Below are 25,644 nucleotides of genomic sequence, written 5' to 3' on the forward strand. Positions count from 1 at the left end.
AAAAGGCGACCTGATGGATCGCCTTTTTTATTCACCGCCAGGTTCGACGACCTGGCAGCAGCGTCGCACTCGCTTACAGACCACGTACCGCGCGCTTGCGCTCGATTTCGGTCAGGTAACGCTTGCGCAGACGAATCGACTTCGGGGTCAGTTCGACCAGTTCGTCTTCGTCGATGAATTCCACGGCAGATTCCAGGCTGAGCTGGACCGGCGGCACCAGGCGGACGGCTTCGTCGGTACCGGAAGCACGGACGTTGGTCAGCTGCTTGCCCTTGATCGGGTTCACGACGAGGTCGTTTTCGCGGCTGTGGATACCGATGATCATGCCTTCGTACAGCTTCTCGCCCGGGCTGACGAACATGCGACCGCGGTCCTGCAGCTTCCACAGCGCGTAGGCGACGGCTTCGCCGTTGTCCTGGGAGATCAGCACGCCGTTGCGACGCTCGGCGACATTGCCTTCCTTGACCGGGGCGTAGTCGTCGAAAACGTGGCTCATCAGGCCGTTGCCACGCGTTAGGTTCATGAATTCGCCCTGGAAGCCGATCAGGCCACGGGCCGGAATGCGGTACTCGATACGGACGCGACCGCGACCGTCCGGCACCATGTCCTGCAACTCGCCCTTGCGCAGGCCGAGGCTTTCCATGACGCCGCCCTGGGTGTCTTCTTCGACGTCGACGGTCAGCTGCTCGTACGGTTCGCACTCAACGCCGTCGATGATCTTCTTGACGACGCGCGGACGGCCGACGGCCAGCTCGTAGCCCTCGCGGCGCATGTTTTCGAGCAGGATGCCAAGGTGCAGTTCGCCACGGCCGGCCACGTCGAACACGTCGCCGTTCGGGGTGTCATGGACACGCAGCGCCATGTTGGTCAGCAGTTCCTTGTGCAGGCGGTCACGAATCTGGCGGCTGGTGACGAACTTGCCTTCGGTGCCGGCCAGCGGGCTGGTGTTGACCATGAACTGCATGGACAGGGTCGGTTCGTCGATCTTCAGCAGCGGCAGGGCTTCCGGCTGGTCCGGATCGGTCACGGTGCAGCCCAGCACGAGGTCTTCGATACCGGTGATCTGGACGATGTCGCCAGCTTGGCCTTCGGCCATTTCCACCTTGTTCAGGCCCTTGTAGCCGAACACCTGGCCGATCTTGGCCTTGATCGGGGAACGGTCGTGTTCGGCGGCCTCTTCCTCGGTACCGAACATGACCATCACGTTCTGACCGGTCTTGACGCGGCCGCGGATGATCTTGCCGACGCCGATGCGGCCGACGTAGGAGGAATAGTCCAGCGCGGAGATCTGCAGCTGCAGCGGGGCCTCGACGTCGGCATCCGGGGCCGGAACATGGCGCAGGATGGTGTCGAACAGCGGCTTCATGTTTTCGCGCGGATGGTCGAGTTCCATCGCCGACCAACCATTCAGGCCGGAAGCGTAAACGATCGGGAAATCGAGTTGCTCGTCGGTAGCGCCCAGCTTGTCGAAGAGGTCGAAAGTCAGGTTGACGGCGTTGTCCGGATCGGCGCCATCGCGGTCTACCTTGTTGACCAGAACGATCGGGCGCAGGCCCTGGGCCAGTGCCTTCTTGGTCACGAAACGGGTCTGCGGCATCGGGCCTTCGGCGGCATCGACCAGGAGCACCACGCCATCGACCATGCCCAGCACGCGCTCGACTTCACCGCCGAAGTCCGCGTGGCCCGGGGTGTCGACGATGTTGATGTGGATGCCTTCGTACTCGACCGCGGTGTTCTTGGACAGGATCGTGATGCCACGTTCCTTTTCCAGGTCGTTAGAATCCATGACGCACTCGACCAGTTGCTGGTGAGCGGCGAAAGTACCGGACTGGCGGAGAAGTTGGTCAACCAGCGTGGTCTTGCCGTGGTCAACGTGGGCGATGATGGCGATGTTGCGAATCGGACGAGCGGACATGGGTGGGAACAGCCTGAAAAATCAAAGGCGTGATTCTACCACCCCATGCTGCGCCGCAGCACGCTCCGGCAAATTTCTTTACTGTTACAGTGATGGATTGCGGCAGACTGCCGGGCAGCAAAGCACGCTAAACTGTGGCCGCAAGACAGCCGAACCGATGCCCACCCTACCCGCCCTGCTCAAGGAAATCCGCCGTTGCCAGTGCTGCGCCGAGCACCTGCCGCTCGGGCCGCATCCTGTTTTGCAGATGGGCTCTAGCGCCCGGATACTGATCGCCGGCCAGGCACCGGGCCGCAAGGTGCATGCCTCGGGTATCCCGTTCGACGATGCCAGCGGCGACCGCCTGCGCGACTGGCTGGGCGTTTCGCGTGACGCCTTCTACGATCCGGCTTGCTTCGCCATCCTGCCGATGGGGTTCTGCTACCCTGGCACCGGCCGCTCCGGCGACCTGCCGCCACGCTCGGAGTGCGCCGCCACTTGGCGGCAGCCCCTGCTGGCCAAACTGGAACGCATCGAACTGACGCTCGTCATCGGCCAATATGCGATGGCCTATCATCTGCCCGGCAAGGAATCGCTGACTGAGGCAGTACGCAACTGGCGGGACACCTGGCCGACCATCCTGCCGCTGCCCCACCCCAGCCCGCGCAACAACCTCTGGCTGAAGCGCAACCCGTGGTTTGCCCAGGAAGTATTGCCCACCCTGCGCCAGCGCGTCGGCGAACTGCTCGCCTGAAACGGTGGCTTAGCCTTCCTTGTTGCGCATGAAATCGGCCGTATTGAAGAAATTGTGCAGCAAGACCTTGCGGATGTCTTCGCTAAGGCCGACATCCTCCATGGCCAGCGCCATGCAGGCGACCCATTGGTCACGCTCCTGAATGCCGATGGCGAAAGGCATATGGCGGCCACGCAGGCGCGGGTGGCCAAATTTTTCGACAAAAAGGTCGGGGCCGCCCATCCAGCCGGACAGGAACATGAACAGCTTGTCGCGCGAACCTTGCAGGTCTTCCGGATGCATGGCGCGCAATTCGGTGAACTGCGGAACGGTGTTCATCAGTTCGTAGAAGCGGTCGCACAGCTTGCCGACGGTCGCTTCGCCGCCGATCTTCTCGTAGGTCGTGGTCGTAGTGTTTTGTTCCATGTTGCTCTCCCTGATATTCAAGGCGTGCGTTTCTTGCGTGGCGCACTGCCCGGTTTGCCAAAACTATTGCCAGCATTGCGCGCGGCGGACCTGGCGCAGGTTCGTTGCGGCGCGGCGCCCGCGCGTAGCGGGCGGCCAGTTGCCGCTGGGCGGGCATTCTGCCCCTCCTTCGCCTGTCGGGACACCATGGCCGCTGCCTTCAGCCCGGTACCGGCCGGTTGCCAGGCCGGAATGAGCTGCTTCTTGCCATTGCCGATCAGGTCGGCACGCCCCATTTTCTTGAGGGCTTCGCGCAGCAAAGGCCAATTTTCCGGATCATGGTAGCGCAGGAATGCCTTGTGCAACTTGCGCTGCGTGCCGCTGCGCACCGAACCGACGACTTCGCTGCCCTCGCGGTGCAGCTTCTTCAGCGGATTGCGCTCGGTGTGGTACATCGTCGTTGCCAGCGCCATCGGCGTCGGTACAAAGGCCTGCACCTGATCGAGGCGGAAGTTGTTCTTCTTCAGCCACAGCGCCAGGTTCAGCATGTCCTCGTCCTGCGTGCCGGGGTGGGCGGCGATGAAGTACGGAATCAGGTACTGCTCCTTGCCGGCCTCGCGCGAGAAGCGTTCGAACAGCTGCTTGAAGCGGTCGTAGGTGCCGATACCGGGCTTCATCATCTTCGACAGCACGCCCTCCTCGGTGTGCTCCGGCGCGATCTTCAGGTAGCCGCCGACGTGGTGGGTGACCAGTTCCTTGATGTACTCGGGCGAGCGCACGGCCAGGTCATAGCGCAGGCCGGAGCCGATGGTGATGCGCTTCACACCCTTGATCGCCCGCGCGCGCCGGTACAGCGAGATCAGCTGCGAGTGGTCGGTGTTCATGTTCTCGCAGATGTCCGGATAGACGCAGGACAGCCGGCGGCAGGCCGATTCGATCTTCTCGTCCTTGCACTTGAGGTGGTACATGTTGGCGGTCGGGCCACCCAGGTCCGAGACGGTACCGGTGAAACCCGGCGTCTTGTCGCGCATTTCCTCGATTTCGCGAATGATCGAATCTTCTGAGCGGCTCTGGATGATGCGCCCCTCGTGCTCCGTAATCGAACAGAAAGTACAGCCGCCGAAGCAGCCGCGCATGATGTTGACCGAGAAGCGGATCATCTCCCAGGCCGGAATCTTGGCCTCGCCGTAGCTCGGATGCGGCCGCCGGGCGTAGGGCGCCTCATAGACGCCGTCGATTTCCTCGGTGCTCAGCGGGAAAGGCGGCGGATTGAGCCAGACGTCGCGCTCGCCGTGCGCTTGGCGCAGGGCACGGGCATTGCCCGGGTTGGATTCGAGGTGGAAAGTGCGCGAGGCATGGGCGTAGAGCACCGGGTCGCTCACCACCTGTTCGTAGGAAGGCAGGCGGACGACGGTATGGGCGCGCTTGTCGCGGCGCACGGCCAGACGCTGCTCGCGCGACAGCAGGCGGATCGGCTGGGCGCCATCGGCGGCGGCCGCAGGCGTCGCGCAGCCGCTAGCCTGCTTGCTGTCTTCCATGGCATAGGGATCGCCATGCTTGACCAGCGGCCCCGGCGTATCGACTTCGGTCGAGTCCATTTCGCCCCATTCTTCGGACGGCAGCCAGCCGGTCGGCACCATGAAGGCGGTACCGCGCAGGTCGCGGATGTCGGCGATCTTCTCGCCCTTGGCCAGGCGGTGCGCAATCTCGACGATGGCCCGTTCGGCGTTGCCGAACACCAGTAGATCGGCCTTGGAATCAGGCAGCACCGACCGGCGCACTTTGTCCGACCAGTAGTCGAAATGGGCGATGCGGCGCAGGCTGGCTTCGATCGAACCGATCACTACCGGCACGCCGGAGAAGGCTTCGCGGCAGCGCTGGGCATAGACGGTGACGGCGCGGTCCGGACGCCTGTTCGGCTCGGCGTTCGGCGTGTAGGCGTCGTCGGAGCGGATCTTGCGGTCAGCCGTGTAGCGGTTGATCATCGAATCCATGTTGCCGGCGGTAACGCCGAAGAACAGGTTCGGTTTGCCAAGCTTTTGGAAGGCAGCCGCCGAATGCCAGTCTGGCTGGCTGATGATGCCGACGCGAAAACCCTGCGCTTCGAGCAGCCGCCCGATCAACGCCATGCCGAAACTCGGGTGGTCGATATAGGCGTCGCCGGTGATCAGGATGATGTCGCAGGAATCCCAGCCCAGGGCGTCCATTTCGCTGCGTGACATGGGCAGGAAAGGCGCCGGCCCGAAACGGTGCGCCCAGAACTTGCGATAGCCAAAAAGCGGGCGCGCCGATTGGCTGTTGATCAACTGATTTGAACTCATACGCTATTTTACCTGAGTGGAACGACGGGCACGGCATACCCGCCGCAGCCAGGCATTCGGACCTCCAGTGCAAATCGGACCGGCTTTCCGAATGTGGCCGGATGCGGCCGCATAGACCACTTTGTAAGCAAAGAGTTCGCGACGCTTCTCGTTGGCTTCCGACACCGCCGGCGTATCAGGCGCCCTGGCGCAGGGCCAGCAAGGGTGGCGTCGCCAGCAGGCGGCGGATGCCCAGCCAACCGATGGCCACCGACAGCACCGCACCGCCCAGGGTCGAAACCGGCAGCAGCCAGAGGCTGTAGTCGAGATCGAGTTGAAAGACCTGTCGGCTGACAATGGTACCGAGCAGCAAGGCGCCCGCGGCTGCGAACATGCCGGCCAGCGCGCCGACGATGGTTAGTTCGACCTGTAGCGCCACGCCCAACTGCCGGCGTTGAGCGCCGAGCGCCCGCATCACCGCCAGTTCGTAACGCCGCTCGTCAAAGGCCGTCAGCAAGGCCGAATAGAGCACGATGGCGCCGGCCAGCAAGGTAAAGATGAAAACGAACTGGACGGCCCCCGCCACCTGCCCGACAACGGTCTGCAGTTGGCGAACCATGGCTTCGACATCGATCAGCGTCAGGTTGGGAAAGCGCTTGACCAGTTCCGAGGCGGCGGCTGCACTGTCGGCCGGCAGATGGAAACTGGTGATGTAGCTGGCTGGCGCGTCGTCGATGACGCCGGGCGGCGCCAGAACGAAAAAATTGACCCGCATCGAATCCCAGTCCAGCTTGCGCAGGTTGGTGACGCGCAGTCTTTTCTCGATACCGGCGACGACGAAGACCAGTTCGTCTCCCATCTTGATGCCCAGGTTTTTGGCCAGCCCGTCCTCGACCGAGGCCAGCCCCTGCCCGGCCTGCTCCGGCGCGAACCATTGCCCGGCGGCGATGCGGTTGCCTTCCGGCATGGCGGCGCGCCAGGACAGGTTGAACTCCCGCTCGATCAGGCGCTGCGCCCGTTCGTCTTCCGGGTAGCTGGCGGCACTGACGGCACGGCCGTCGATCTGCACCAAGCGGGCGCGGACCATCGGCAACAGTTCCGCCGTGATGCCAAGCTTCTGCAATTCATCGGCCAGGGCCGTCCGCTGGTCGGGCTGGATGTTGATGATGAAGCGGTTCGGCGCATTGCTCGGTATCGAATTCTGCCAGGTGGTCAGCAAGTCGCCGCGCACGACGGTGAGCAGGAGCATGGCCATCAGGCCGATCGACAAGGCGACGATCTGGATGGCGCCCGCCCCGGCATGGCGGCTCAAGCTGGCCAGCCCCTGCCGCCAACTGAAACCGGCACCGCCCCGCCAGCGCGACACGGCGGCGATGAACAGCCGGGCGACCAGCCAGAAGCCCGCCAACGCCCCGCCAAAACCGGCGACGGCGAGCAATCCGAGGCGCAGGTCGCCGGCCACGCCGACTATCAGCCCGCACAGCAGCAGCAAGCCGAACAGGTAGCCGCCGAGCAGGAAGGGCCGCGGCGGGCCAAGCTCGCGGCGCAAGACGCGCAAGGTCGGCACGCGGGCCAACTGGAGCAAGGGTGGAAAGGCGAAGCCGAACAGCAGCACGCCGGCGACACCAAACCCCGCCGCCAGCGGCAACCAGCCGGCCGGCGGCAAGTCGAGGCCCAGCAATTCGACCAGCCAGCGCATGAGAACGAAATGGGCGGCAAAGCCGACGATACTGCCGACGATGCCGGCGAGCAGCGCCAGCCACAGGAAAAGCGCCGCGTGGAAACGCAGCAGCCGGCCATGCGTCATGCCCAGGCAGCGCATGACGGCGCAGGCATCGAGATGGCGCTGCATGTAGCGGCGCGCCGCCATGGCCGCGGCCACCGCCGACAGGATCACGGTCAGCAAGGTGGACAGGCCGAGGAAGCGCTCGGCCCGGTCCAGCACGCTGCGTATCTCGGGGCGGGCGTTGGTCGCATCTTCCAGGCGCTCGCCTCGGGCCAGTTGCTTGTCCAGCCATTTCCGGTAGGCCTTGACGTCGCTGTCGTTGCCGGCCAGCAACAGGTTGTAGCGAATGCGGGCGCCGACCTGAACAAGGCCCGTGGCTTCGATATCGTCGAGATTCATCATCAGGCGCGGCGCCAGGCTGAAGAAATTGATCCCGCGGTCCGGCTCACGAGTCAGGACCGCCTCTGCCCGCAGGTTCAGGTTGCCAACCGCGACGCTGCCGCCGGCCGCCAGGTCGAGGGCCGAAGCCAGGCGCTCGTCGGGCCAAACGCTGCCGGGAGTCGGCCCCTTGTCCGTCGTCCGGTCCGCCTCGCCGGGGCGCGCACTGGACCCCAGCTTGCCGCGCAACGGGTAAGTGCTGCTGACGGCCTTGATGTCGGCCAGTTGCGCCTGCCCGGCAGCTATCACCATGCTGGGAAAAAGCATGGTTTCGGCGGCGATCAGGTTGTGGCGCAGCGCTTCGTCGCGATAGCGATCGGGCAGCGGATGATCGGACGTGACGATCAGATCGCCGCCCATCATTTGCTGGGCTTCGCGCTGCAGCCCCTGGCGTACCCGGTCGCCGAAGAAGCCGACCGCGGTCACCGCGGCGACGGCGACCACCAGTGCCGCGAAAAGCAGGCGCAATTCCCCGGAACGCAACTCCCGGCCCAACAGCCGCCAGGAGAAAGCGGCAATCATTCCGGTATCGACCAGCGGGCGCGGAATTCGGCCGGATCGACCGCCCGCCCGTGCAGGTGACCCTGCAACTGCTGGCAACCGAGGCCGGCGAGAAAGCTCGCCTGTTCGGCGGTTTCCACACCTTCGGCTACCACTTCGAAATCCATGCTGCGTGCCAGTTCCATGATGGTCCGGATAATCGCCTCGTCACCTGTATTGCGACCGATACCCTCGACGAAGGAGCGATCGATCTTCAGTTGCTGGACGGGCAGCATCTTCAGGTAGCTCAGCGACGAATAGCCGGTGCCGAAATCGTCGAGGGCCAGGCTGATGCCCAGGTCGCGCAGCTTTTCGAGCAAGGCGCAGGCATCACCGAAAGCCATGACCACCGATTCGGTCAGCTCCAGCTTCAGACAGGTCGGATCCATGCCGGTTTCGTGCAGGATCTGATTGAGCACGTCGATGAACTCGGGTCGTTCCAGTTGCCTGACCGACAAATTGACCGACACTTGCGGCAAGGCGAAGCCGCTCTTCTGCCACTTCATGAACTGGCGGCAGGTTTCGCGCAACACCCAGTTGCCGAGTCCGACGATCAGGCCCGAATCCTCGGCCACCGGAATGAAACGCGTCGGCATGACCTGGCCCAGTTCCGGACTTTCCCAGCGCACCAGCGCCTCGGCGCCGACCAGTTGCCCGCTCCGGGTATCGACTTGCGGCTGCAGGTGCACGCGGAATTCGTCATTTTCCAGCGCCCGCCGCAGCAGGTTTTCCATCTGGATGCGTTCCTGGGCCTGGACGGTCATTTCCGGGGTATAAAAATGGTAATTGCCCCGCCCGAGCGACTTGGCGCGATACATGGCCGAATCGGCATTGCGCATCAGATCGAGCACGCTGTCGCTGCCGCCATCGCCGGGGAACAGGCTGATGCCGACCGAAGCGGTCAGGAACAGTTCGTGGTCGCCGATCTTGAACGGCTGTTCGAAGGCGGCAATGATCTCCCCGGCCAGCACCTCGACTTCGTCCTCCTCGCGCACCGCTTCCATCAGGCAGATGAATTCGTCGCCGCCCAAGCGGGCTAGCATGTCGATCAGGCGCACATGCTCCGACAGGCGCGACGACACCGCGACCAGCAATTCGTCGCCGACGCCGTGACCGAGCGAATCGTTGACCTGCTTGAACTGGTCGAGATCGATGAACAGCACGGCCAGCCGCTCGTCGCGCTTGGCCGTTTCGCGCAGGCTTTCGTCGAGCCGCTCGATGAAGCAGCGGCGGTTGGCGAGCCCGGTCAAGGGATCGTGATAGGCCAGGTAATTGAGTTTGCTTTGCGCCTGCCGGCGCTCGGAAATTTCTTCTTCGAGTTGCTGATTGGTTCGCTTCAGTTCCTCGGTGCGTGCGCCGACCTGCAGTTCCAGCGTGTCGCGGGCCGCCTTGATACGGCCTTCCTGGTCTTCCAGAATGCCCTGCGCCCGGCGCACGACCAGGAACTGCATGAAATACAGTGCCGCGAAGACCAGAACGACGCCGGCCGTCACCCACCACATGCTGCTATTCAACTGGCCGACGAAAGGAGTGACGTTCTGGTACAGCTCGAATACCCCTTCCACCGACTTGTCCTTGCCGAGTATCGGGACATAGCTGGCCAGGATGTCGGCATTGCCTATCGAACCCTCGAGGCTATCGATCGTATCGCGATGATTCAATTCGCTGAGGACGGAACCGTTGATCGCCGCCTTGAATCCGGGATTGCTAAGGCTGTTTTCGCCGATCTGCCTGGCATCGGTCGAAAAGATGACATTGCCGAGCCGGTTGTACACCTTCACCTGAATAACCGAAGTCCCCTTCATCAAGCCGAAGGCGCTTTTCTGAATACTGATCAGGTCATCGGATTGGTCGACGGCACTGGCATTGCGACCGACCGATTCAACGAGCAGGGTCTCCAGCGGATCATGCAGGGAGTTCTGGAAAACCTGCGCCATCGCCACATTGCGGCTTTCGGCCAGGCCCTTCATCTGATGCATCGACAGGGTCTGATACAGCGGGCCGAGAACCCCGGCGGCGAGCACGATCAGAATGAAGCTGACAGTCGAGAAATAGCGTGAGAGATTGAACATATATGATGAATTTATTATTCCGTCAGCTTATTCCATCTCGCGTATCCGCGCCACCGCCTCCTCGACCCGGCGCACGGCGATCACTTCCATGCCGGGAATCGCCTGCTTCGGCCGATTGGCTTCCGGAATCAGGGCGCGGGTGAACCCCAGCTTGGCTGCCTCCTTGAGTCGCTCCTGTCCGCGCGGCGCCGGGCGAATTTCCCCGGCCAAGCCAACTTCACCAAATACAATAAGTTTCGTTGGCAACGCCTTGTTTTTTAATGACGACGCAATCGACAGAAGCACTGCCAAATCGGCCGCAGGCTCGGTGATCTTGACGCCACCGACAGCATTGACAAAGACATCCTGATCGAAGCAGACGATGCCGGCGTGGCGATGCAGCACGGCCAGCAACATGGCCAGGCGTTGCGCCTCGAGACCGACCGTCAGGCGCCGGGGATTGCCGTGGGCGGTATCGACCAGGGCCTGGATTTCGACCAACAGGGGCCGCGTTCCCTCCTGGGTGACCATGACGCAGGAGCCAGGAACGTCCTGACCGTGCTGCGACAGGAACAGCGCCGACGGATTGCTGACCCCCTTCAGCCCGGTTTCGGTCATCGCGAACACGCCGAGTTCATTGACCGCGCCGAAGCGGTTCTTGAAGGCCCGTACCAGACGGAAGCTGGAATGCGTGTCGCCCTCGAAGTACAGCACGGTGTCGACGATGTGTTCGAGCACGCGCGGCCCGGCCAGGGCGCCCTCCTTCGTCACGTGGCCGACCAGAATGACCGTGATGCCGACCTGCTTGGCCAGCCGCGTCAGCTGCGCCGCGCATTCGCGTACCTGGGCCACCGATCCCGGAGCGCTGGAAAGCTGATCCGACCACAGGGTCTGGATCGAGTCGATCACCGCCACCACCGGCCTTTCCGCCTGCAGGGTGGCCAGGATGCGTTCCAGATTGATTTCGGCCATCAGTTGCAGACGCCGGGTGTCGAGCCCCAACCGACGGGCGCGCAACGCGACCTGCTCGCCCGATTCCTCGCCGCTGACATAGAGCACCTTGTGCCCGGTGGAGAGGTGTGCCAGCGCCTGCAACAGCAAGGTGCTCTTGCCGATGCCCGGATCGCCCCCGATCAGCACGACGCCACCGGTCACCAGACCGCCGCCCAGCGCCCGGTCGAATTCGGCGATTCCGGTCGGAATGCGCTCGGCTTCGCGTGCCTCGATTTCCGACAGGTTCTGCAATTTGGCGGCCGGGGCCAGCGATTCGAAACGGCTATTGGTCGGCGCCTTTTCCGCCACCGTCTCGACCAGGGTATTCCAGTCGTTGCAGCCGGGGCACTGCCCCTGCCATTTTGGACTGGTCGCACCGCATTCGGTGCACGTGTAGATGGTCTTTACCTTGGCCATTCAGCGCCCGCCCTCGACGGCAGTATCGTCGAGCACGACGGGCACCCGCGGCGCCACGGCACAGAACAGTTCGTAGGCAATAGTGCCCGCTGCCGCCGCGACCTCGTCGGCTGGAACCTTGCCGGCTAGGCCGTTCCCCCACAGCGTCACCGGCGCGCCGATACCGGCCTCGGGGATATCGGTCAGATCGCAAGCCAGCATATCCATCGAGACCCGCCCGACGGTGCGCGTGCGGCGTCCCAACACGGCAATCGGCGTACCGGTCGGCGCGTGGCGCGGGTAGCCGTCGGCATAGCCGCAGGCCACGACGCCGATGCGCATAGCCCTCTCGGCGGTAAAGGTGCCGCCATAGCCCACCCGCTCGCCGGCCGCTACTTCCTGCACGCCGATGATGGCACTCTCCAGCGTCATGGCCGACTGCAGCCCGAGTTCCTCTGCACTCTGGTCGACAAACGGACTGGCGCCGTAGAGCATGATGCCGGGCCGCACCCAGTCTCCATGCGCGCCGGAATGGCGCAGGATGGCGGCCGAATTGCCGAGGCTGACCGGCCCCTTCCAGTCGCCGGCCATGGCGCGGAAACGCTCCATTTGCCAGTCCACGCCCCGCTCGCCGTCGGCTTCGGCAAAGTGGGTCATCAAGGTGATATCAACCGGCAACTGGCGCAAGGCATCCAGCGCATTGGGCAGGCTTGCCGCCGTAAAGCCCAGGCGGTTCATGCCGGTATTCAGCTTCAGGCAGACCGAGACTGACGCCGCAAACGGGCCGCTGCGCACCAGCAATTCGAGTTGCTCCGGACAATGGATGACCGTGGTCAAGCGATGTTCGACGACGGCCCGCACATCGCGGGCACTGAAGATTCCTTCGAGCAGCAGGATGGGCTGCATCACCCCCGCTTCGCGCAAGGCGACGGCGTTTTCACACTCGAGTACGGCGAAGCCATCGGCCTCGTCGCGCAAGGCATCGATGGCGCGCCATTGTCCGTGGCCATAGGCATTGGCCTTGATGACAGCCCAGGCGCGGGAATTGGGAGCGTGTTGTTTGGCCAGCCGGTAGTTGTTGCGGATCGCCGCCGGTGCGATGCGCACACGGATGGGGCGTGAAGTCTTCATAAACCCATTTCTTTCAACTTGCTCTTGGCAAACTCGATGAAGGTCGCGCTCAAGCGCGACTGGAAGCGGTCTTGCGGGAAGACCAGATAGAGGCTGCGCGTCAGCGGCGGCTTGAGCGGGATGGAAACCAGCTCACCGAGTTGCAACTCCTTCTCGACCACGGCCCGCGACACGATGGCGAAGCCCAGGCCGGTAGACACCACGCCTTTCAGCGCTTCGGGACTGCCCAGCTCCATTTGCATCTTGAGGCTGTCCGGCGCGACGTTGTGGCTACGAAAATAGGCATCGGTGATCTCGCGGGTTCCCGAACCCGGTTCGCGCGAAATGAATTCGAATTCGGAAAGGGCCTTGGGCGTTACCGATTTCATCTCGGCCAACGGGTAATCCGGCGCGCAGATGACCCGCAGTTCGTCTTCGCAGCAGATCTGGCTGGTCAGCCCACCGAGTTTGGCGGGGGCTTCGATCAAACCGATATCGATGGTGTGCTCGGCGACCCGGGTTTCGATGCTTTCCGAATTGGCGACGATCAGCCGGGCCCGGACCTGCGGGTAAAGCGCGTTGAATTCGCCCAGCACCTTCGGCAGCATGAACTCGGCGATGGTGGTACTGGCCCCGACCAGCAGCGGGCCACGCATTTCACCGGTCATTTCGGAAAGCCGGATATCCATCTCGTCGGTCAGCGCGAGGACTCTTTCGGCGTAGGACAACACCAGCTCGCCAGCCGGGGTCAGCGAAATGCTGCCGTGCCGGCGCTCGAACAGGCGCGTGCTGTACTGTTCCTCCAGCTGTTTGATCTGGAAGGTGACGGCCGGCTGGGTCATGAACAAGGCGTCGGCGGCCCGCGTAAAACTCAGGTGTTTGGCTACGGCATGAAACACCTGCAAACGCCGATCAGCCATGATGATTCTCCCGTATGGTGTGCGGACGATATTTCATCACATTCCAACGTCTTTCCGGGCGCCCGGAGCCCACCTCTGATGAAAAAAATGCCCACAGCAGAGCGGCTTTGCGAGTCATCACGGCGTAACCGAGTCGACACACACTCGTCGTTTTCGACGGGGCTGCCGAGGCATGCACAAGACCACAAACCGCGCAAGCCTTGCGCCGAATCCTGAGCGTGGTATAAACCTCGCCCAAAGTTATATAAGAGACAGATATTTCGTGCCGTTAGGCTTCTACATCATCATGGCTGCGCAGTTTTTTTCCGCGCTCGCCGACAACGCCCTGCTCATCGCTGCCATCGCGGCCCTGCGCGAGATGCACGCACCGGCCGAATACGAACCGCTGCTCAAAACCTTCTTCACCGTTTCCTACGTCGTCCTCGCCGCCTTCGTCGGCGCCTTTGCCGACTCGATGCCCAAGGGCCGGGTCATGCTGATCAGCAACACGATCAAGATCATCGGCTGCGCCATGATGTTCGTCGGCTCGCACCCGCTGGCCGCCTATGCCGTCGTCGGCCTCGGCGCCGCCTGCTACTCGCCGGCCAAGTACGGCATCCTGACCGAATACCTGCCGCATCGCCTGCTCGTCGTCGCCAATGGCTGGATCGAAGGCCTGACCGTCGGCGCCATCATCCTCGGCGTCCTGATCGGCGGCATGCTGATACGTCCGGACATTGCCGAACACCTGCTGTCATTCGATTTTCCGCTGTTCGATACCGGCATCGACACCGTCGGCGAAATGGCCTTGTCGGTGGTGGCCCTGCTCTACATCGTGGCCGCCCTGTTCAATATGTACGTTCCCGACACCGGCGTCGACCACAAGCAGCTGAAGAAGAACCCGTGGTACCTGATCCACGAATTCAACCACTGCCTGGCCCTGCTCTGGCGCGACAAGCTCGGCCAGATTTCGCTGGCCGTCACCACGCTGTTCTGGGGCGCCGGGGCGACCCTGCAGTTCATCGTGATCAAGTGGGCCGAGGTGGCACTCGATCTCGGTCTGTCCAAGGCGTCGATGCTGCAGGGGGTCGTTGCCGTCGGTGTTGCCGTCGGCGCCATCGTCGCTGCCAAATTCATCACCCTGCGCAAGTCGGTCCGCGTCATTCCGCTCGGCATCGCCATGGGCCTGATCGTCCTGATTATGAATTTCGTGAGCAGCCTGTGGCTGGCCGTGCCCCTGCTGATCATCATCGGCGGCCTGTCCGGATTCTTCGTGGTGCCGATGAACGCCCTGCTCCAGCACCGCGGCCACATCCTGATGGGCGCCGGGCACTCCATCGCCGTGCAGAATTTCAACGAGAACATCTCCATCCTGATCATGACCGGTTTGTACTACCTGATGATCAAGATGGATCTGTCCATCTACTGGGTGGTCACCCTGTTCGGGCTCTTCGTCAGCGGCCTGATGTACATGATCCGCCTGCGCCATTTCGCCAACCAGGCGATCCAGGACGACGTCCAGCATCTGGATGATTCGGCCCACCACTAAGCCGGTTCGACCGTAAAGGCAGGCGCCACCTGCCTCGCCAGCAACAGACTTAGAACGGCAACTCGGGGGCCGTCTGGTCGCGCAAGGTGCGCCGGGCGAACAGCAGATCCTCCCAGGCTTTGGCCTTGTCCGGCAAATTGCGCAGCAGGTAGGCCGGGTGATAGGTCACCACCACCGGGATTCCGGCATATTCGAAACGCTGGCCGCGCAAGCTGGCCAGCGACTTGTCGTCGTGCAGCACCGCGTGCACCGCGGCCTTGCCCAGCAAGACAATGATCTTCGGCTTGAGGAGCGCAATCTGACGCTCCAGGTAAGGCCAGCAGGCGGCCATTTCCGCCGCTTCCGGCGTGCGGTTGCCGGGCGGCCGGCATTTGACGGCATTGGCAATATAGACCCGGTTGCCGCGCGCGATATCGAGCGCCGCCAGCATGCTATCCAGCAACTTGCCGGCCTGGCCGACGAAAGGCTCGCCGCGAGCATCTTCCTCGGACCCCGGCCCTTCACCGATGAACAGGTAGTCGGGAGCGGTGTCGCCGACGCCGAGCACGGCCAGCTTGCGCTGCTCGCATAACGTGCACAGCCGACACTCCGCAACCCGCTTGGCGAGGGCTGGCCAGTCGAGACTGCCGACATCCGCAGCAGCCGACGGAGGAACTGGGCTTGCAACCCGCACTGGCGCCTCAACCGGCGTTTCGTTCATTACTGGAGCCGCGGCGGCAGCAGCCACTGGCTCCTCATGCCGCACTGCTGCTTCCGCAGCATTGGCAGGCGCGGGGTCGCGCAGCACCCAGATCGGCGAAATCCCCATCTCGACGAGCATCTGCTCACGGCTCAAGCTCATGCCAGTTCCTTGTCAAAAATCAGCGCATCCTCGCGGCCGACCACGGCCGGATAATAGCCCTTGCGCAGGGCGATCTGGTGAAATCCGAAGTGGCGATAAAGCTCGACTGCCCGCTCGTTGGACGGCCGGACTTCGAGGAACAGTTTCCCGGCGCCGCCCAGACGGGCGCATTCCATGGCGTGGCGCAGCAGGCGGGCGCCGTAGCCCTGCCCCTGGTAGCGTTTGCAGACCCCGATATTGAGCAGATGGGCTTCGTCGAGCACCGACATGACGACCGAAAAGCCGATCAAATCGCCGCCCAGGCGCAAAACCCAGACGCTGTAGCCGCTCTCCAGCGAGTCGGCAAAATTGCCGCGCGACCACGGAAAGACCTGCAAGCTAGCTTCCAGCGCAGCCACCGCATCGAGATCGCGCTCGTTCATCGGAAAGAATTCGGCCGGGATGGCCAGGGCGTTCACGCGCGCCCACCTTCGCTCAAACGTTCGGCCACTGTTTTGGCCACCTTGTCGCGCACGTACAGTGGCGCAGCCAGCGCGGCATCGATGCCTTCGCCGCGCCCGGCCTTGCCGGCGGCGATGGCGGCCACGGTTGCTGCCATCGGCAGAATGGCCGCTTCGCCGGACAGGCCGGCGGCCACGATGCGTTCCTGCAGCATCGGGTAGGCCGACAAGCCATTGCCGCAGGCCTGCCAGCCATTATCGGTCGGCAAGACGACGTCGGCGGGCGGCGAAACGCGAATCTCGCCGCGCAGCACATAGCCTGTGCCTTCCTTTTCGTAGCGTCCGGAATAGACCTCGCCCATGCGGGCATCGAGCAAAGCCAGCACGCGATCCGCCCCCTGTTGCGTCGCCATGGTTTCCAGGCTGGTCACCGGGATCAACGGCACATCCGCCGCCACGGCCAGCGCTTGGGCAGCACCGCAGGCGACCCGCAAACCGGTGAAGGCGCCTGGGCCGACACCGAAGGCAATGGCGTCGAGGTCGGCGATTTTCACCCCGCTCTCGGCCAGCAGTTCGCGAACCAGGGGCAGCAGGGTCCCGGAATGGGGGCGTTTTTCCGGACAGACGCGTTCGACCACGCTTCCGTCACGCCATAGTGCGCAGGAGCCGAGTTCGGTGGATGTTTCGAGGGCAAGAATCAGCATAGGCCGGCATTTTACCGGAGCCTCGCCCGGCTAGCGCTTCAATCTCGCCGCCAGCCACGCCCTCCGCCTCCGCCCCGGAATTCGTGATGGTCCTGCAGACCGCGCTGTTCGCGCATGTCGTCGCGCAATCGGCGCCTATCCTCCGGCGGGATGTCGCGCCAGCGCGGCGCCTCGTCGCGGCGGATTTCGCGCTCCTGCTGCCAATGCTCGCGCATCTGCTGGCGCATCTCGCGCCGCTGGTCGGGCGGAAGATCGCGCCAATAAGCTTGCGCCCAGACGCCACCCGCCGAGCCGAAGAGGCTCAGGAGTAACAGCGAACAGGCGGCAATACGTTTCATGGCGGAGAAAAAGCGGTGTTACGGACAGCATCATTGTCCGTCGGGCAGGCAATGCCAAGGGATTCGAAATGTAAGAATATGTTTCCCGGCCGGCCCGTGCAAAAGCTTGTTACCATTTGCCGCGTTCCAGTCATCATCTGCCCTTATCCTTGCCAGCATGAGCGAACAACACCACCACATTCTTGTCGTCGATGACGACGCCCGTTTGCGTGACCTGCTGACCCGCTATCTCGGCGAGCAGGGTTTCGAGGTCAAGGCAGCGGCTGACGGCCAGCAGATGGACAAGCTGCGCGCCCGCGAACATTACCACCTGATCGTCCTCGACCTGATGATGCCGGGCGAGGACGGCCTGTCGATCTGCCGCCGCCTGCGCGGCCAGGGCGACCAGACCCCGATCATCATGCTGACCGCCAAGGGCGATGAGGTCGATCGCATCGTCGGCCTCGAAATGGGCGCCGACGACTACCTGCCCAAGCCCTTCAACCCGCGCGAACTGCTCGCCCGCATCCACGCCGTGCTGCGCCGCCAGGGCAGCAAGCCGCCCGGTGCGCCGGAGGGCGAGGACGAAACCATCCGCTTCAGCAATATCGAAGTCGATCTCGCCGCCCGCACCCTGAAGCGCGGCGACGAACTGCAGCCGCTGACCACCGGCGAATTCGCCGTGCTCAAGGTCCTGCTCCAGCACCCGCGCCAGCCGCTGTCGCGCGACAAGCTGATGACCCTGGCCCGCGGCCGCGAGCAGGGGCCGTTCGACCGTGCCATCGACGTCCAGGTTTCCCGCCTGCGCAAGCTGATCGAAACCGATCCGGCGCAGCCGCGCTACTTGCAGACGGTATGGGGCTTCGGCTATGTCTTTGTGCCGGACGGCGCAGCCCGGGACTGAACCGATGCCGCGTACGCTGCTGGCGCGTACCTTTCTGCTGCTCGCCGTGCTGGTCCTGCTCACCACGGCGGCTTGGCTCAGCCTGTTCCGCTACATGGATGCGGAGCCGCGCGCCCGCGAAACGGCCCAACTGGCGGCTTCGGCCGTCAACCTGATCCGCGCCTCGCTGTTCGCCGCCGCGCCGGAACGACGCTTCGGCCTGTTCGCCGAGTTTTCCAGCCGGGAAGGCATCCGGCTGCTGCCGGCCGAGCCGGAAGACGTCATCGAAGCCATGCCCGACTCGCGCTTCTTCACCCTGCTTCAGCGCGAACTCCATCAGCGGCTGGGCGAACATACGCGCATCGCGGCCAGCGTCGATAACGTTCCGGGTTTCTGGGTCAGCTTCCGCCTGGACGAGGGCGACGACGAGGAATACTGGCTGGTGCTGCCCCGGGAACGGGCGAAGCGCAGCTTCGCCGGCCATTGGCTGGTCTGGGGACTGCTCGCCGTTGCCCTTGCCCTCGCCGTCGCCTGGTATATCGCCTCGCGCATCAGCCGGCCCCTCAAGGCCATGGCGCAATCGGCCGAAACGGTCGGCCGCGGCCAGATTCCGGCACCGCTGCCCGAGGATGGCGCCGACGAACTGAGCCGCCTGGCCTCGGCCTTCAACACCATGGCCGCCGACCTGCAGCGCAACGAGAAGGAGCGCTCGGAGGTGCTGGCCGGCATTTCGCACGATCTGCGCACCCCGCTGACTCGCCTGCGCCTTGAGGCCGAACTCAGTGTCGCCGATGAAAACGCCCGCCAAGCGGTCGTTTCCGACATCGAACAGATGGAAAGCGTGATATCGCAATTCATGGACTACGCCCGGGCTGAATCGGGCGAAGCGCCGGTACCGACCGATCTGCCAGCCCTGCTCGCCGGCGTCGCCGCTCGCCAGGCCAGCGTCGGCCGGCAGATCGCCACCGAACTGGCCCCGCTCGACGAACTGCTGCTGCGCCCCAAGGCCATGGCTCGGGCGGTCACCAATCTGGTCGACAATGCCGCCAAGTATGCCGGCGGCGAAATCAGCCTGAAACTGTCCGCCGACGCAAACGAAATCAGGATCGAGGTCAGCGACCATGGCCCCGGCATTCCGGACAGCGAAGTCGATCGCCTGAAGCGCCCGTTCACCCGCCTCGAGGCGGCCCGCACCAATGCCACCGGCACCGGCCTGGGGCTGGCTATCGTCGAGCGCATCGCCCGGCTGCACAATGGCCATCTCGATCTCCTGGCCAATCCGGGCGGTGGCTTGCTGGTTCGTCTGAGCCTGCCGATCAGGCGCTAAGCACCCGGCAGGCCCTGTCCCCGGCTACCCCAGCGGGTACGCGCCAAGAACCCGATAGCGGTGCTCGGAAGAACTCGGCTCGGACTGGACCAGAACGAAGCGGTCGCAAGGCCACGCCAGGCGCTCCACCACCGGAAGTTGATCCAGCCCCGCCCGGGCCGTGCCGGCCGCCACCTTGCGCAGCAGCGTGACGTGGGGCGTGAATGACCGGCCGGGTGGATCGCCGGGAAAGCCCGCCCCCGCCAGCGCAGCCTGCAAGCGGCGATGTAGGTCGACCAATGCCTCCGGTGCATTGCTGCACCCCGCCCACAACAGTCGGTTATGTTGCCAGTACCCGATCCGGTCGATGCTCATGGCGAAAGCCTCACCTGGGATTCGCCGAGCCCGCGCATCCAGTTCGGGCAGCCGGGTGACGGCCGTTTCCCCGAGGAAGGCCAGGGTCAGATGGATCGTGTCGGCCCGGGTCGGGCGCCCGCCCAAGCCTGTGGCGGCAACACGCGCCACCTCGGCCAGCTGGGCGGCCAGTTCAGGCGGCGGCCACAGGGCGAAAAACAGTCTGGCCGTCGCCGGCCGCTCGGAAGTAATGGTTGGCGTCTCAGCCGACACGTTCAACCAGAACCACGGCCTGCGCCTCGATCGCCTCTTCGCGCCCGAGGTAGCCCAGCCGTTCGTTGGTCTTGCCCTTGATATTCACCGCGTCGACGGCAATGCCGAGATCGGCCGCCACGTTGGCGACCATGGCGGCGGCGTGCGGGGCGAGCTTGGGCTGCTGGGCGATGAGGGTCGCGTCGACATTGACCGGCCGCCAGCCCCTGTCGGCCAGCAGAGCGACCGCACCGCGCAGCAGCACACGGCTATCGGCGCCCTTGTAGCGCGGATCGGTATCGGGGAAATGGCGGCCGATATCGCCCAGCGCCACGGCGCCGAGCAAGGCGTCGGTAATCGCATGGAGCAGCGCATCGGCGTCGGAATGACCGAGCAAACCGGTGACGTGCGGAATATCGACCCCGCCGAGGATCAGCTTGCGGCCCTCGACCAGTTTATGGACGTCGTAGCCCTGTCCGATGCGGAAATTCATTTGCGTGCCCTCAGTATCATCGCCGCCAGGGCGAGGTCGGCCGGGAAGGTTACTTTCAGATTGGTCGCATCGCTGCGCACCAGCTTCGGCCGCAAGCCGGCCGCCTCGACGGCACCGGCTTCGTCGGTGACGTCCTTGCATTGTTCCAGCGCGTCGCAGAGCAGACCGTAGCGGAACATCTGCGGCGTTTGCGCCTGCCACAAGCCGTCGCGCGGCTCGGTAGCCGCCACGCGCTGTTCGGCGTCAGCCCGTTTGAGGGTATCGGCGACCGGCACGGCCAGGATGCCGCCGACCGGGTCGGTGGCCAGGTCGGCGAACAAGGCATCGAGCATGGCCGCCGAAATGCAGGGTCGGGCCGCATCGTGTACCAGAATCCAGTCGTCCTCCGCGGCGACCATGGCCGCCGCCTGCAAACCGTTGGCCACGCTTGCCGCCCGCGTTGCACCGCCGCAGCGTACCGTCTCCAGCTTGGAACCCAGTTCGCTCCAGTCGTAACGCGGCCACCACGGGTCGTCCGGCGCCAGCACGACCCACACTCGTTCGATGTCCGGGCAGGCGACCAGGGCGGCCAGGGTATGAAAAATGAGCGGGCGGCCCTGGAGATCGAGATACTGCTTTGGCTTCTCGGCACCGAAGCGGGAACCGCTGCCGGCAGCGGGAACGATTGCGTAATGGCGTGGCATGGCTTAATTTTACTGAAGAACTCGCATAAAAGAGGAATGGCATGAGCTTCGTCATCCCCGAACTGGTCGAACCGGTCAAGGCTTTCGCCACGGCGCTCGGGATCGGCCTGCTGATCGGCATGGAACGCGAGCGCCGCCCGGATTCAGCCGCCGGCCTGCGTACCTTCTCGCTGGTCGCCATGCTCGGCTGCCTGTTCGCGCTGCTCGACGAGCGTTCCGGCAGTGCCTGGCTGCTGCCGGTGGGTTTGCTGGTCATCGCTGGTGCGATGATCGCGTCGAATTTCTCGTCGCAGCAGGAAGAGCAGTATCGTGGCTTCACCTCGGAGGCTGCCGTCATCATCACCTACGGCCTCGGCGCGGCCGCTTGGCTGGGCTACGGGACGCTGGCTGTCATGGTGGCCATCACCACCACCATACTGCTCTACTTCAAGGCCGAGCTAAAGCAGTTCAGCCAGCGCACGACGCCCAAGGACATCAACTCCATCCTGCAGTTCGCCGTGCTTTCCTTCGTCATCCTGCCCATCCTGCCCAGCGACGACTTCGGCCCCTACAGCGCCATCAACCTGCGCCAGATCTGGTGGATGGTCGTCCTGATCTCCGGCCTGGCCCTGGCCGGCTATCTCGCCCTGCGCATCATCGGTGCCCGTCATGGCGCAGCAGTGCTCGGCATCTTCGGCGGTCTCGCCTCGTCCACGGCAACGACCATGATGTTTTCCCGTCATGCCAGGGAACATGGCGACCTCGTCCGCATGGCGTCCATCGTCATCCTGATCGCCAACGTGATGGTCATGATCCGCCTGTGGCTGGTCGCCGGCGTCGTGGCGCCGCATCTCGCCCGCCCGATCGCCACCGTCTTCGCTTGCGGCATCGTGCCCGGCGTCGCCATGGCCTTGTACAGCTGGAAGATACTGAGCGCTGCGGAAAACCTGCCGCTGCCGGAAGTGAAGAACCCGACCGAACTGAAAACCGCCGTTTCCTTCGGCCTGCTCTACGCCATCGTCCTCCTTGCTTCCGCCTGGCTGCAGGACGTCGCCGGCAACAGCGGCCTCTATATCGTGGCGCTGGTTTCCGGCCTGACCGATGCCGACGCCAGCGTGCTGTCTACCTTGCGCATGTTCAATCTGGACAAGGTGACGAGCGGCGAAGCGGTGTTCGCCATCACGCTGGCGCTACTCGCCAACCTGGCCTTCAAGATCGGCCTGGTGGTCAGCATCGGCGGCGGCAAACTAGCCCGCCACGCCCTGCCCGGCCTGTTCGCCATCGGTGGCGGCATGGCCGCCGGCTTACTGCTCGTCTGAGGAGAGCATCATGATCAAGACGCGTCCCGCCGCCGTTGCCGGCAGTTTCTACCCCGGCGATGCGAAAACGCTGACCGCCACCGTAGACCAGCTGTTGGCCGGCGCCAAACCGGAAACCTTCGTTCATCCCAAGGCCCTGATCGTTCCCCACGCCGGCTACGTCTATTCCGGCGCGACTGCGGCCCGGGCCTACGCCATGCTGACGCCGCGGGCCAGTGAGATTCGCCGGGTCGTACTGCTCGGCCCGACGCACCGGGTAGCCGTCCATGGCCTGGCACTGCCCGAGGCCGAAGCATTCGCCACGCCCCTGGGCACCATCCGTCTCGATGCCCAGGCCATTGCCGGCATTGCCGGGTTGCCGCAGATCGTGTTCAGCGACCCGGCGCATGCCTTCGAGCACTCGCTGGAAGTGCACCTGCCCTTCCTGCAGCGGGTTCTCGACAAATTCACCCTGGTCCCACTGGCGGTCGGCCATGCCACGCCGGAAGCGGTGGCCGAGGTGCTCGACATGCTGTGGGGCGGGCCGGAAACCCTGATCGTGGTCAGCTCGGACCTGTCGCATTTCCTGCCCTATGCCACGGCGCAACAGGTGGACAGCAATACCTGCCGGCACATCCTGCAACGCGACACCCACATCGCCCTCGAACAGGCCTGCGGTGCCTTTCCGATCAACGGCCTGTTGCTGGCGGCCGGCCGTCGCGGCCTGACACCCACCCTGCTCAGTCTGTGCAATTCCGGCGATACGGCCGGCGACCGTAGCCGGGTGGTCGGCTATGCCGCATTCTCGTTCGAGGAAGCCGCCGCCCATGCCTGATCCCGGCCCCAGCCTGCTGACCCTGGCCCGCAATGCCATCGCCGGCCACTTTGGCCTGCCGCCCCGTCCCCTCGACGACACCCCGGAATTGCACGAGAACGGCGCGAGCTTCGTCACCCTCACCCAGCACGGGCGGCTGCGCGGTTGCATCGGCAGTCTCGAAGCGTGGCGCCCCCTGGCTCAGGACGTCCGGGAAAATGCCCTGGCCGCCGCCTTCCACGACCCGCGTTTCGAGCCCTTGAGTGCCGACGAGTGGCCTGCCACCCGCGTCGAGGTCTCCTTGCTGACTCCGGCCGTCGCGCTGTCCTTTAGCGACGAAGCCGACGCCCTGGCCCAATTGCGCCCGGGAGTGGATGGTGTGATCTTTTCCGTCGGCAATCGCCGGTCGACCTTTCTGCCCCAGGTTTGGGAGCAGTTGCCGGATCCTGCGCTGTTCATGGCCCGCCTAAAACAGAAGGCCGGCTTGCCTGTCGAATACTGGAGTCCCAGCGTTCGGCTGGAACGCTACGCCGTCAGGAAATGGAAGGAGAAACAGCCATGAGCCAAGCCAGCACACTACACCCGGGCCGCTGGTGGCATGCATTGCCGGATGGTCGCGTCCAGTGCGACCTGTGCCCGCGCGACTGCCAGTTGCACGAAGGCCAGCGCGGCGCCTGCTTCGTCCGCCAGATGGTCGATGGCGCCATGCAGCTGACCACCTATGGCCGTTCGTCGGGGTTCTGCATCGATCCGGTCGAAAAGAAACCCCTGAATCATTTCTATCCCGGCACCAGCATCCTGTCTTTCGGCACCGCCGGCTGCAACCTGGCCTGCAAGTTCTGCCAGAACTGGGACATTTCGAAATCGAAGGACATGGATCGCCTGATGAACAACGCCACCCCGCAGATGATCGCCGAGGCGGCGAAGCGCTACGGGGCCGATTCGGTGGCCTACACCTACAACGACCCGGTGATTTTCGCCGAGTACGCCATCGACACGGCGCTCGCCTGCCGCGAACAAGGCGTCCGCAATGTCGCCGTGACTGCCGGCTATGTCCATGCCGAACCGGCGCGCGAGTTCTTTGCCGTCATGGACGCCGCAAACGTCGATCTGAAGGCCTTCACCGAGACCTTCTACCACAAGCTGTGCATCGCCCACCTGCAACCGGTCCTCGACACGCTGGCCTATATCCATCACGAAACCGATTGCTGGCTGGAAGTCACCACCCTGCTGATTCCCGGGCAAAACGACAGCCCGGCGGAAATCCGGGAACTGGCTGCCTGGATGGCGAAGGAGCTGGGACCGGATGTGCCGCTGCACTTCTCGGCCTTCCATCCCGACTGGAAAATGAACGACCTGCCGCCGACGCCGGCATCGACGCTGGCCCAGGCCCGCCGCATCGCGCTTGATGCCGGCCTGCACTACGTGTTCACCGGCAACGTCCATGACAGCGAAGGCGGCACAACCTTCTGCCCGAGTTGCAAGGTCGCGCTGATCGTCCGCGACTGGTACGATATCCGCCGTTATGACCTGACTGCCGATGGCCGCTGTCCCCACTGCCAGACCGCCATCGCCGGACGGTTCGGCAATACCCTGGGGCGTGACGGCCATGCCTTTGGCCCCAACCGCATTCCCGTCCGCCTCTCCTGATGATTCGCCATATCGCGCTGCATACCCCGCACGGCTCCTTGCACGGCCAGCTTGAGCGCCCCGAGCATTCCCGCGGCCTGGTCCTGATCGCCCACGCCCACCGGACACCCGATGACGACGCCCTGCTCGCCAGCCTGACAGCGGAAGGCTATGCCGTACTGGCCATGGACCTGCTCACCGCCGACGAACTCCACTTTGTCGATGCAACGCAGAACGTACCGCGCCTGGCGCAGCGCCTACTCGACACCCTTGACCTGATCCGCCACGACGGCGATACGCAGGATCTGCCGCTCGGCATCTACGCCAACGGCGATAGCACGCCGGCGGCCATCCGCTGCGCCGCCCAGCGCGATGCCCAGGTCAAGGCACTGGCTTGCCATGGCGGATTGATCGATCGCGCCGGACTGCAATCGCTGCAGTTGCTGGTTGCGCCGCTGCTGATGATTTTCGAGCACGACGACGCGCTGTCTCCGGCCGCCTATCAGCGCGCCACGGCGTATCTTGGGGGAGTGCACCAGAAAGTCGTGCTCGGGGTGGGGGAACATCCGGTAACCAGTCTCACCGGCTGGTTCGCCCGGCATCTCGTCGCTTAGACG

General features: G+C 64.3%; 24 protein-coding genes. 9 read left to right on the forward strand and 15 right to left on the reverse strand.

Annotation, left to right across the window (positions count from 1 at the left end; all coding sequences use genetic code 11):
• Positions 1 to 73: 73 nt before the first annotated feature.
• Positions 74 to 1,915: a translational GTPase TypA gene (gene typA / locus LZ012_RS11580; RefSeq protein ID WP_275710947.1), complete on the reverse strand. Its 1,842-nt coding sequence runs from the start codon at positions 1,913 to 1,915 to the stop codon at positions 74 to 76.
• Positions 1,916 to 2,072: 157 nt separating this feature from the next.
• On the opposite strand from typA, the gene LZ012_RS11585 reads away from it, so the two are divergent.
• A complete protein-coding gene (locus LZ012_RS11585; protein ID WP_275710949.1) occupies positions 2,073 to 2,648 on the forward strand; it encodes a uracil-DNA glycosylase family protein in 576 nt (191 codons plus the stop codon).
• A 9-nt stretch (positions 2,649 to 2,657) separates the two neighbouring features.
• On the opposite strand, the gene LZ012_RS11590 is transcribed toward LZ012_RS11585, so the two are convergent.
• From LZ012_RS11590 to LZ012_RS11620, 7 genes are all read right to left on the reverse strand, one after another.
• Positions 2,658 to 3,053 (reverse strand): group II truncated hemoglobin, encoded by a 396-nt coding sequence (locus tag LZ012_RS11590; RefSeq protein ID WP_275710950.1) that lies wholly within the window; start codon positions 3,051 to 3,053, stop codon positions 2,658 to 2,660.
• A 17-nt stretch (positions 3,054 to 3,070) separates the two neighbouring features.
• Positions 3,071 to 5,254 carry a YgiQ family radical SAM protein gene (locus tag LZ012_RS11595; protein ID WP_275711760.1) on the reverse strand — a complete coding sequence of 728 codons (2,184 nt, stop codon included), beginning with the start codon at positions 5,252 to 5,254 and terminating at the stop codon, positions 3,071 to 3,073.
• A 274-nt stretch (positions 5,255 to 5,528) separates the two neighbouring features.
• A complete protein-coding gene (locus tag LZ012_RS11600) occupies positions 5,529 to 8,018 on the reverse strand; it encodes an ABC transporter permease (protein ID WP_275710953.1) in 2,490 nt (829 codons plus the stop codon).
• Positions 8,015 to 10,108: a putative bifunctional diguanylate cyclase/phosphodiesterase gene (locus tag LZ012_RS11605; protein WP_275710955.1), complete on the reverse strand. Its 2,094-nt coding sequence runs from the start codon at positions 10,106 to 10,108 to the stop codon at positions 8,015 to 8,017. The genes LZ012_RS11600 and LZ012_RS11605 overlap by 4 nt, the downstream gene beginning before the upstream one ends.
• A gap of 27 nt (positions 10,109 to 10,135) precedes the next feature.
• Positions 10,136 to 11,497 (reverse strand): DNA repair protein RadA, encoded by a 1,362-nt coding sequence (radA, locus tag LZ012_RS11610; RefSeq protein ID WP_275710957.1) that lies wholly within the window; start codon positions 11,495 to 11,497, stop codon positions 10,136 to 10,138.
• Positions 11,498 to 12,607, reverse strand: coding sequence for an alanine racemase (gene alr / locus LZ012_RS11615; RefSeq protein ID WP_275710959.1), 1,110 nt, complete (start codon positions 12,605 to 12,607; stop codon positions 11,498 to 11,500). It lies immediately after the preceding gene.
• Positions 12,604 to 13,506 (reverse strand): LysR family transcriptional regulator, encoded by a 903-nt coding sequence (locus tag LZ012_RS11620; protein WP_275710961.1) that lies wholly within the window; start codon positions 13,504 to 13,506, stop codon positions 12,604 to 12,606. Before LZ012_RS11620 ends, alr begins: the two co-directional genes overlap by 4 nt.
• A 262-nt stretch (positions 13,507 to 13,768) precedes the next feature.
• Between LZ012_RS11620 and lplT the strand changes: the two genes are divergently transcribed.
• Positions 13,769 to 15,034, forward strand: a complete 1,266-nt coding sequence (gene lplT, locus LZ012_RS11625; RefSeq protein WP_275710963.1) for a lysophospholipid transporter LplT — start codon at positions 13,769 to 13,771, stop codon at positions 15,032 to 15,034.
• A 49-nt stretch (positions 15,035 to 15,083) separates the two neighbouring features.
• Here lplT and LZ012_RS11630 read toward each other — a convergent pair whose 3' ends face one another.
• From LZ012_RS11630 to LZ012_RS11645, 4 genes are read right to left on the reverse strand one after another with little or no spacing between them, the layout of a single operon-like run.
• On the reverse strand, positions 15,084 to 15,875 hold the full coding sequence (locus LZ012_RS11630; protein WP_275710965.1) for a uracil-DNA glycosylase: 792 nt from the start codon (positions 15,873 to 15,875) through the stop codon (positions 15,084 to 15,086).
• Positions 15,872 to 16,333, reverse strand: a complete 462-nt coding sequence (rimI, locus tag LZ012_RS11635; RefSeq protein WP_275710967.1) for a ribosomal protein S18-alanine N-acetyltransferase — start codon at positions 16,331 to 16,333, stop codon at positions 15,872 to 15,874. The genes LZ012_RS11630 and rimI overlap by 4 nt, the downstream gene beginning before the upstream one ends.
• Positions 16,330 to 17,019 carry a tRNA (adenosine(37)-N6)-threonylcarbamoyltransferase complex dimerization subunit type 1 TsaB gene (gene tsaB / locus LZ012_RS11640; protein WP_275710969.1) on the reverse strand — a complete coding sequence of 230 codons (690 nt, stop codon included), beginning with the start codon at positions 17,017 to 17,019 and terminating at the stop codon, positions 16,330 to 16,332. The genes rimI and tsaB overlap by 4 nt, the downstream gene beginning before the upstream one ends.
• A gap of 38 nt (positions 17,020 to 17,057) precedes the next feature.
• On the reverse strand, positions 17,058 to 17,357 hold the full coding sequence (locus LZ012_RS11645; RefSeq protein ID WP_275710971.1) for a hypothetical protein: 300 nt from the start codon (positions 17,355 to 17,357) through the stop codon (positions 17,058 to 17,060).
• 157 nt (positions 17,358 to 17,514) lie between these two features.
• On the opposite strand from LZ012_RS11645, the gene ompR reads away from it, so the two are divergent.
• Together ompR and LZ012_RS11655 are read left to right on the forward strand one after the other, a co-directional pair.
• Entirely contained in the window at positions 17,515 to 18,240 is a 726-nt protein-coding gene (gene ompR / locus LZ012_RS11650; RefSeq protein WP_275710973.1) for an osmolarity response regulator transcription factor OmpR, read from the forward strand.
• 4 nt (positions 18,241 to 18,244) lie between these two features.
• Positions 18,245 to 19,546, forward strand: coding sequence for an ATP-binding protein (locus LZ012_RS11655; protein ID WP_275710975.1), 1,302 nt, complete (start codon positions 18,245 to 18,247; stop codon positions 19,544 to 19,546).
• A 24-nt stretch (positions 19,547 to 19,570) separates the two neighbouring features.
• Here the strand turns inward: LZ012_RS11655 and thpR are convergent, their stop codons facing one another.
• Genes thpR through ispD form a run of 3 tightly spaced genes read right to left on the reverse strand, consistent with a single transcriptional unit; the run spans position 19,571 to position 21,307 of the window.
• Positions 19,571 to 20,152, reverse strand: coding sequence for an RNA 2',3'-cyclic phosphodiesterase (gene thpR, locus LZ012_RS11660; RefSeq protein WP_275711761.1), 582 nt, complete (start codon positions 20,150 to 20,152; stop codon positions 19,571 to 19,573).
• The gene (gene ispF, locus LZ012_RS11665; protein WP_275710977.1) at positions 20,142 to 20,624 is read right to left on the reverse strand and encodes a 2-C-methyl-D-erythritol 2,4-cyclodiphosphate synthase; all 483 of its coding nucleotides are present in this window, start codon (positions 20,622 to 20,624) and stop codon (positions 20,142 to 20,144) included. The genes thpR and ispF overlap by 11 nt, the downstream gene beginning before the upstream one ends.
• A complete protein-coding gene (gene ispD / locus LZ012_RS11670; protein WP_275710979.1) occupies positions 20,621 to 21,307 on the reverse strand; it encodes a 2-C-methyl-D-erythritol 4-phosphate cytidylyltransferase in 687 nt (228 codons plus the stop codon). The genes ispF and ispD overlap by 4 nt, the downstream gene beginning before the upstream one ends.
• A gap of 41 nt (positions 21,308 to 21,348) precedes the next feature.
• On the opposite strand from ispD, the gene LZ012_RS11675 reads away from it, so the two are divergent.
• Genes LZ012_RS11675 through LZ012_RS11695 form a run of 5 tightly spaced genes read left to right on the forward strand, consistent with a single transcriptional unit; the run spans position 21,349 to position 25,641 of the window.
• Positions 21,349 to 22,605: an MgtC/SapB family protein gene (locus LZ012_RS11675; RefSeq protein ID WP_275710981.1), complete on the forward strand. Its 1,257-nt coding sequence runs from the start codon at positions 21,349 to 21,351 to the stop codon at positions 22,603 to 22,605.
• Positions 22,606 to 22,615: 10 nt separating this feature from the next.
• The gene (gene amrB / locus LZ012_RS11680) at positions 22,616 to 23,419 is read left to right on the forward strand and encodes an AmmeMemoRadiSam system protein B (RefSeq protein WP_275710983.1); all 804 of its coding nucleotides are present in this window, start codon (positions 22,616 to 22,618) and stop codon (positions 23,417 to 23,419) included.
• Positions 23,412 to 23,960, forward strand: coding sequence for an AmmeMemoRadiSam system protein A (amrA, locus tag LZ012_RS11685; protein WP_275710984.1), 549 nt, complete (start codon positions 23,412 to 23,414; stop codon positions 23,958 to 23,960). The genes amrB and amrA overlap by 8 nt, the downstream gene beginning before the upstream one ends.
• Complete coding sequence (gene amrS, locus LZ012_RS11690) at positions 23,957 to 25,048, forward strand: AmmeMemoRadiSam system radical SAM enzyme (RefSeq protein ID WP_420839514.1); 1,092 nt, start codon at positions 23,957 to 23,959, stop codon at positions 25,046 to 25,048. The genes amrA and amrS overlap by 4 nt, the downstream gene beginning before the upstream one ends.
• Entirely contained in the window at positions 25,048 to 25,641 is a 594-nt protein-coding gene (locus tag LZ012_RS11695) for a dienelactone hydrolase family protein (RefSeq protein WP_275710987.1), read from the forward strand. The genes amrS and LZ012_RS11695 overlap by 1 nt, the downstream gene beginning before the upstream one ends.
• Positions 25,642 to 25,644 lie beyond the last annotated feature (3 nt).

Source organism: Dechloromonas hankyongensis (assembly GCF_022012295.1).
In the GTDB taxonomy this organism is placed as follows: Bacteria; Pseudomonadota; Gammaproteobacteria; order Burkholderiales; family Rhodocyclaceae; genus Azonexus; species Azonexus hankyongensis.

What these genes read in the sequence shown, in the direction of transcription:
- typA (WP_275710947.1), bottom strand. Translation starts at nt 1,915, where the DNA reads ATGTCCGCTCGTCCGATTCGCAACATCGCCATCATCGCCCACGTTGAC.
- LZ012_RS11585 (WP_275710949.1), top strand. Translation starts at nt 2,073, where the DNA reads ATGCCCACCCTACCCGCCCTGCTCAAGGAAATCCGCCGTTGCCAGTGC.
- LZ012_RS11590 (WP_275710950.1), bottom strand. Translation starts at nt 3,053, where the DNA reads ATGGAACAAAACACTACGACCACGACCTACGAGAAGATCGGCGGCGAA.
- LZ012_RS11595 (WP_275711760.1), bottom strand. Translation starts at nt 5,254, where the DNA reads ATGTCACGCAGCGAAATGGACGCCCTGGGCTGGGATTCCTGCGACATC.
- LZ012_RS11600 (WP_275710953.1), bottom strand. Translation starts at nt 8,018, where the DNA reads ATGATTGCCGCTTTCTCCTGGCGGCTGTTGGGCCGGGAGTTGCGTTCC.
- LZ012_RS11605 (WP_275710955.1), bottom strand. Translation starts at nt 10,108, where the DNA reads ATGTTCAATCTCTCACGCTATTTCTCGACTGTCAGCTTCATTCTGATC.
- radA (WP_275710957.1), bottom strand. Translation starts at nt 11,497, where the DNA reads ATGGCCAAGGTAAAGACCATCTACACGTGCACCGAATGCGGTGCGACC.
- alr (WP_275710959.1), bottom strand. Translation starts at nt 12,607, where the DNA reads ATGAAGACTTCACGCCCCATCCGTGTGCGCATCGCACCGGCGGCGATC.
- LZ012_RS11620 (WP_275710961.1), bottom strand. Translation starts at nt 13,506, where the DNA reads ATGGCTGATCGGCGTTTGCAGGTGTTTCATGCCGTAGCCAAACACCTG.
- LZ012_RS11630 (WP_275710965.1), bottom strand. Translation starts at nt 15,875, where the DNA reads ATGAGCTTGAGCCGTGAGCAGATGCTCGTCGAGATGGGGATTTCGCCG.
- tsaB (WP_275710969.1), bottom strand. Translation starts at nt 17,019, where the DNA reads ATGCTGATTCTTGCCCTCGAAACATCCACCGAACTCGGCTCCTGCGCA.
- LZ012_RS11645 (WP_275710971.1), bottom strand. Translation starts at nt 17,357, where the DNA reads ATGAAACGTATTGCCGCCTGTTCGCTGTTACTCCTGAGCCTCTTCGGC.
- ompR (WP_275710973.1), top strand. Translation starts at nt 17,515, where the DNA reads ATGAGCGAACAACACCACCACATTCTTGTCGTCGATGACGACGCCCGT.
- LZ012_RS11655 (WP_275710975.1), top strand. Translation starts at nt 18,245, where the DNA reads ATGCCGCGTACGCTGCTGGCGCGTACCTTTCTGCTGCTCGCCGTGCTG.
- ispF (WP_275710977.1), bottom strand. Translation starts at nt 20,624, where the DNA reads ATGAATTTCCGCATCGGACAGGGCTACGACGTCCATAAACTGGTCGAG.
- ispD (WP_275710979.1), bottom strand. Translation starts at nt 21,307, where the DNA reads ATGCCACGCCATTACGCAATCGTTCCCGCTGCCGGCAGCGGTTCCCGC.
- LZ012_RS11675 (WP_275710981.1), top strand. Translation starts at nt 21,349, where the DNA reads ATGAGCTTCGTCATCCCCGAACTGGTCGAACCGGTCAAGGCTTTCGCC.
- amrB (WP_275710983.1), top strand. Translation starts at nt 22,616, where the DNA reads ATGATCAAGACGCGTCCCGCCGCCGTTGCCGGCAGTTTCTACCCCGGC.
- amrA (WP_275710984.1), top strand. Translation starts at nt 23,412, where the DNA reads ATGCCTGATCCCGGCCCCAGCCTGCTGACCCTGGCCCGCAATGCCATC.
- amrS (WP_420839514.1), top strand. Translation starts at nt 23,957, where the DNA reads ATGAGCCAAGCCAGCACACTACACCCGGGCCGCTGGTGGCATGCATTG.
- LZ012_RS11695 (WP_275710987.1), top strand. Translation starts at nt 25,048, where the DNA reads ATGATTCGCCATATCGCGCTGCATACCCCGCACGGCTCCTTGCACGGC.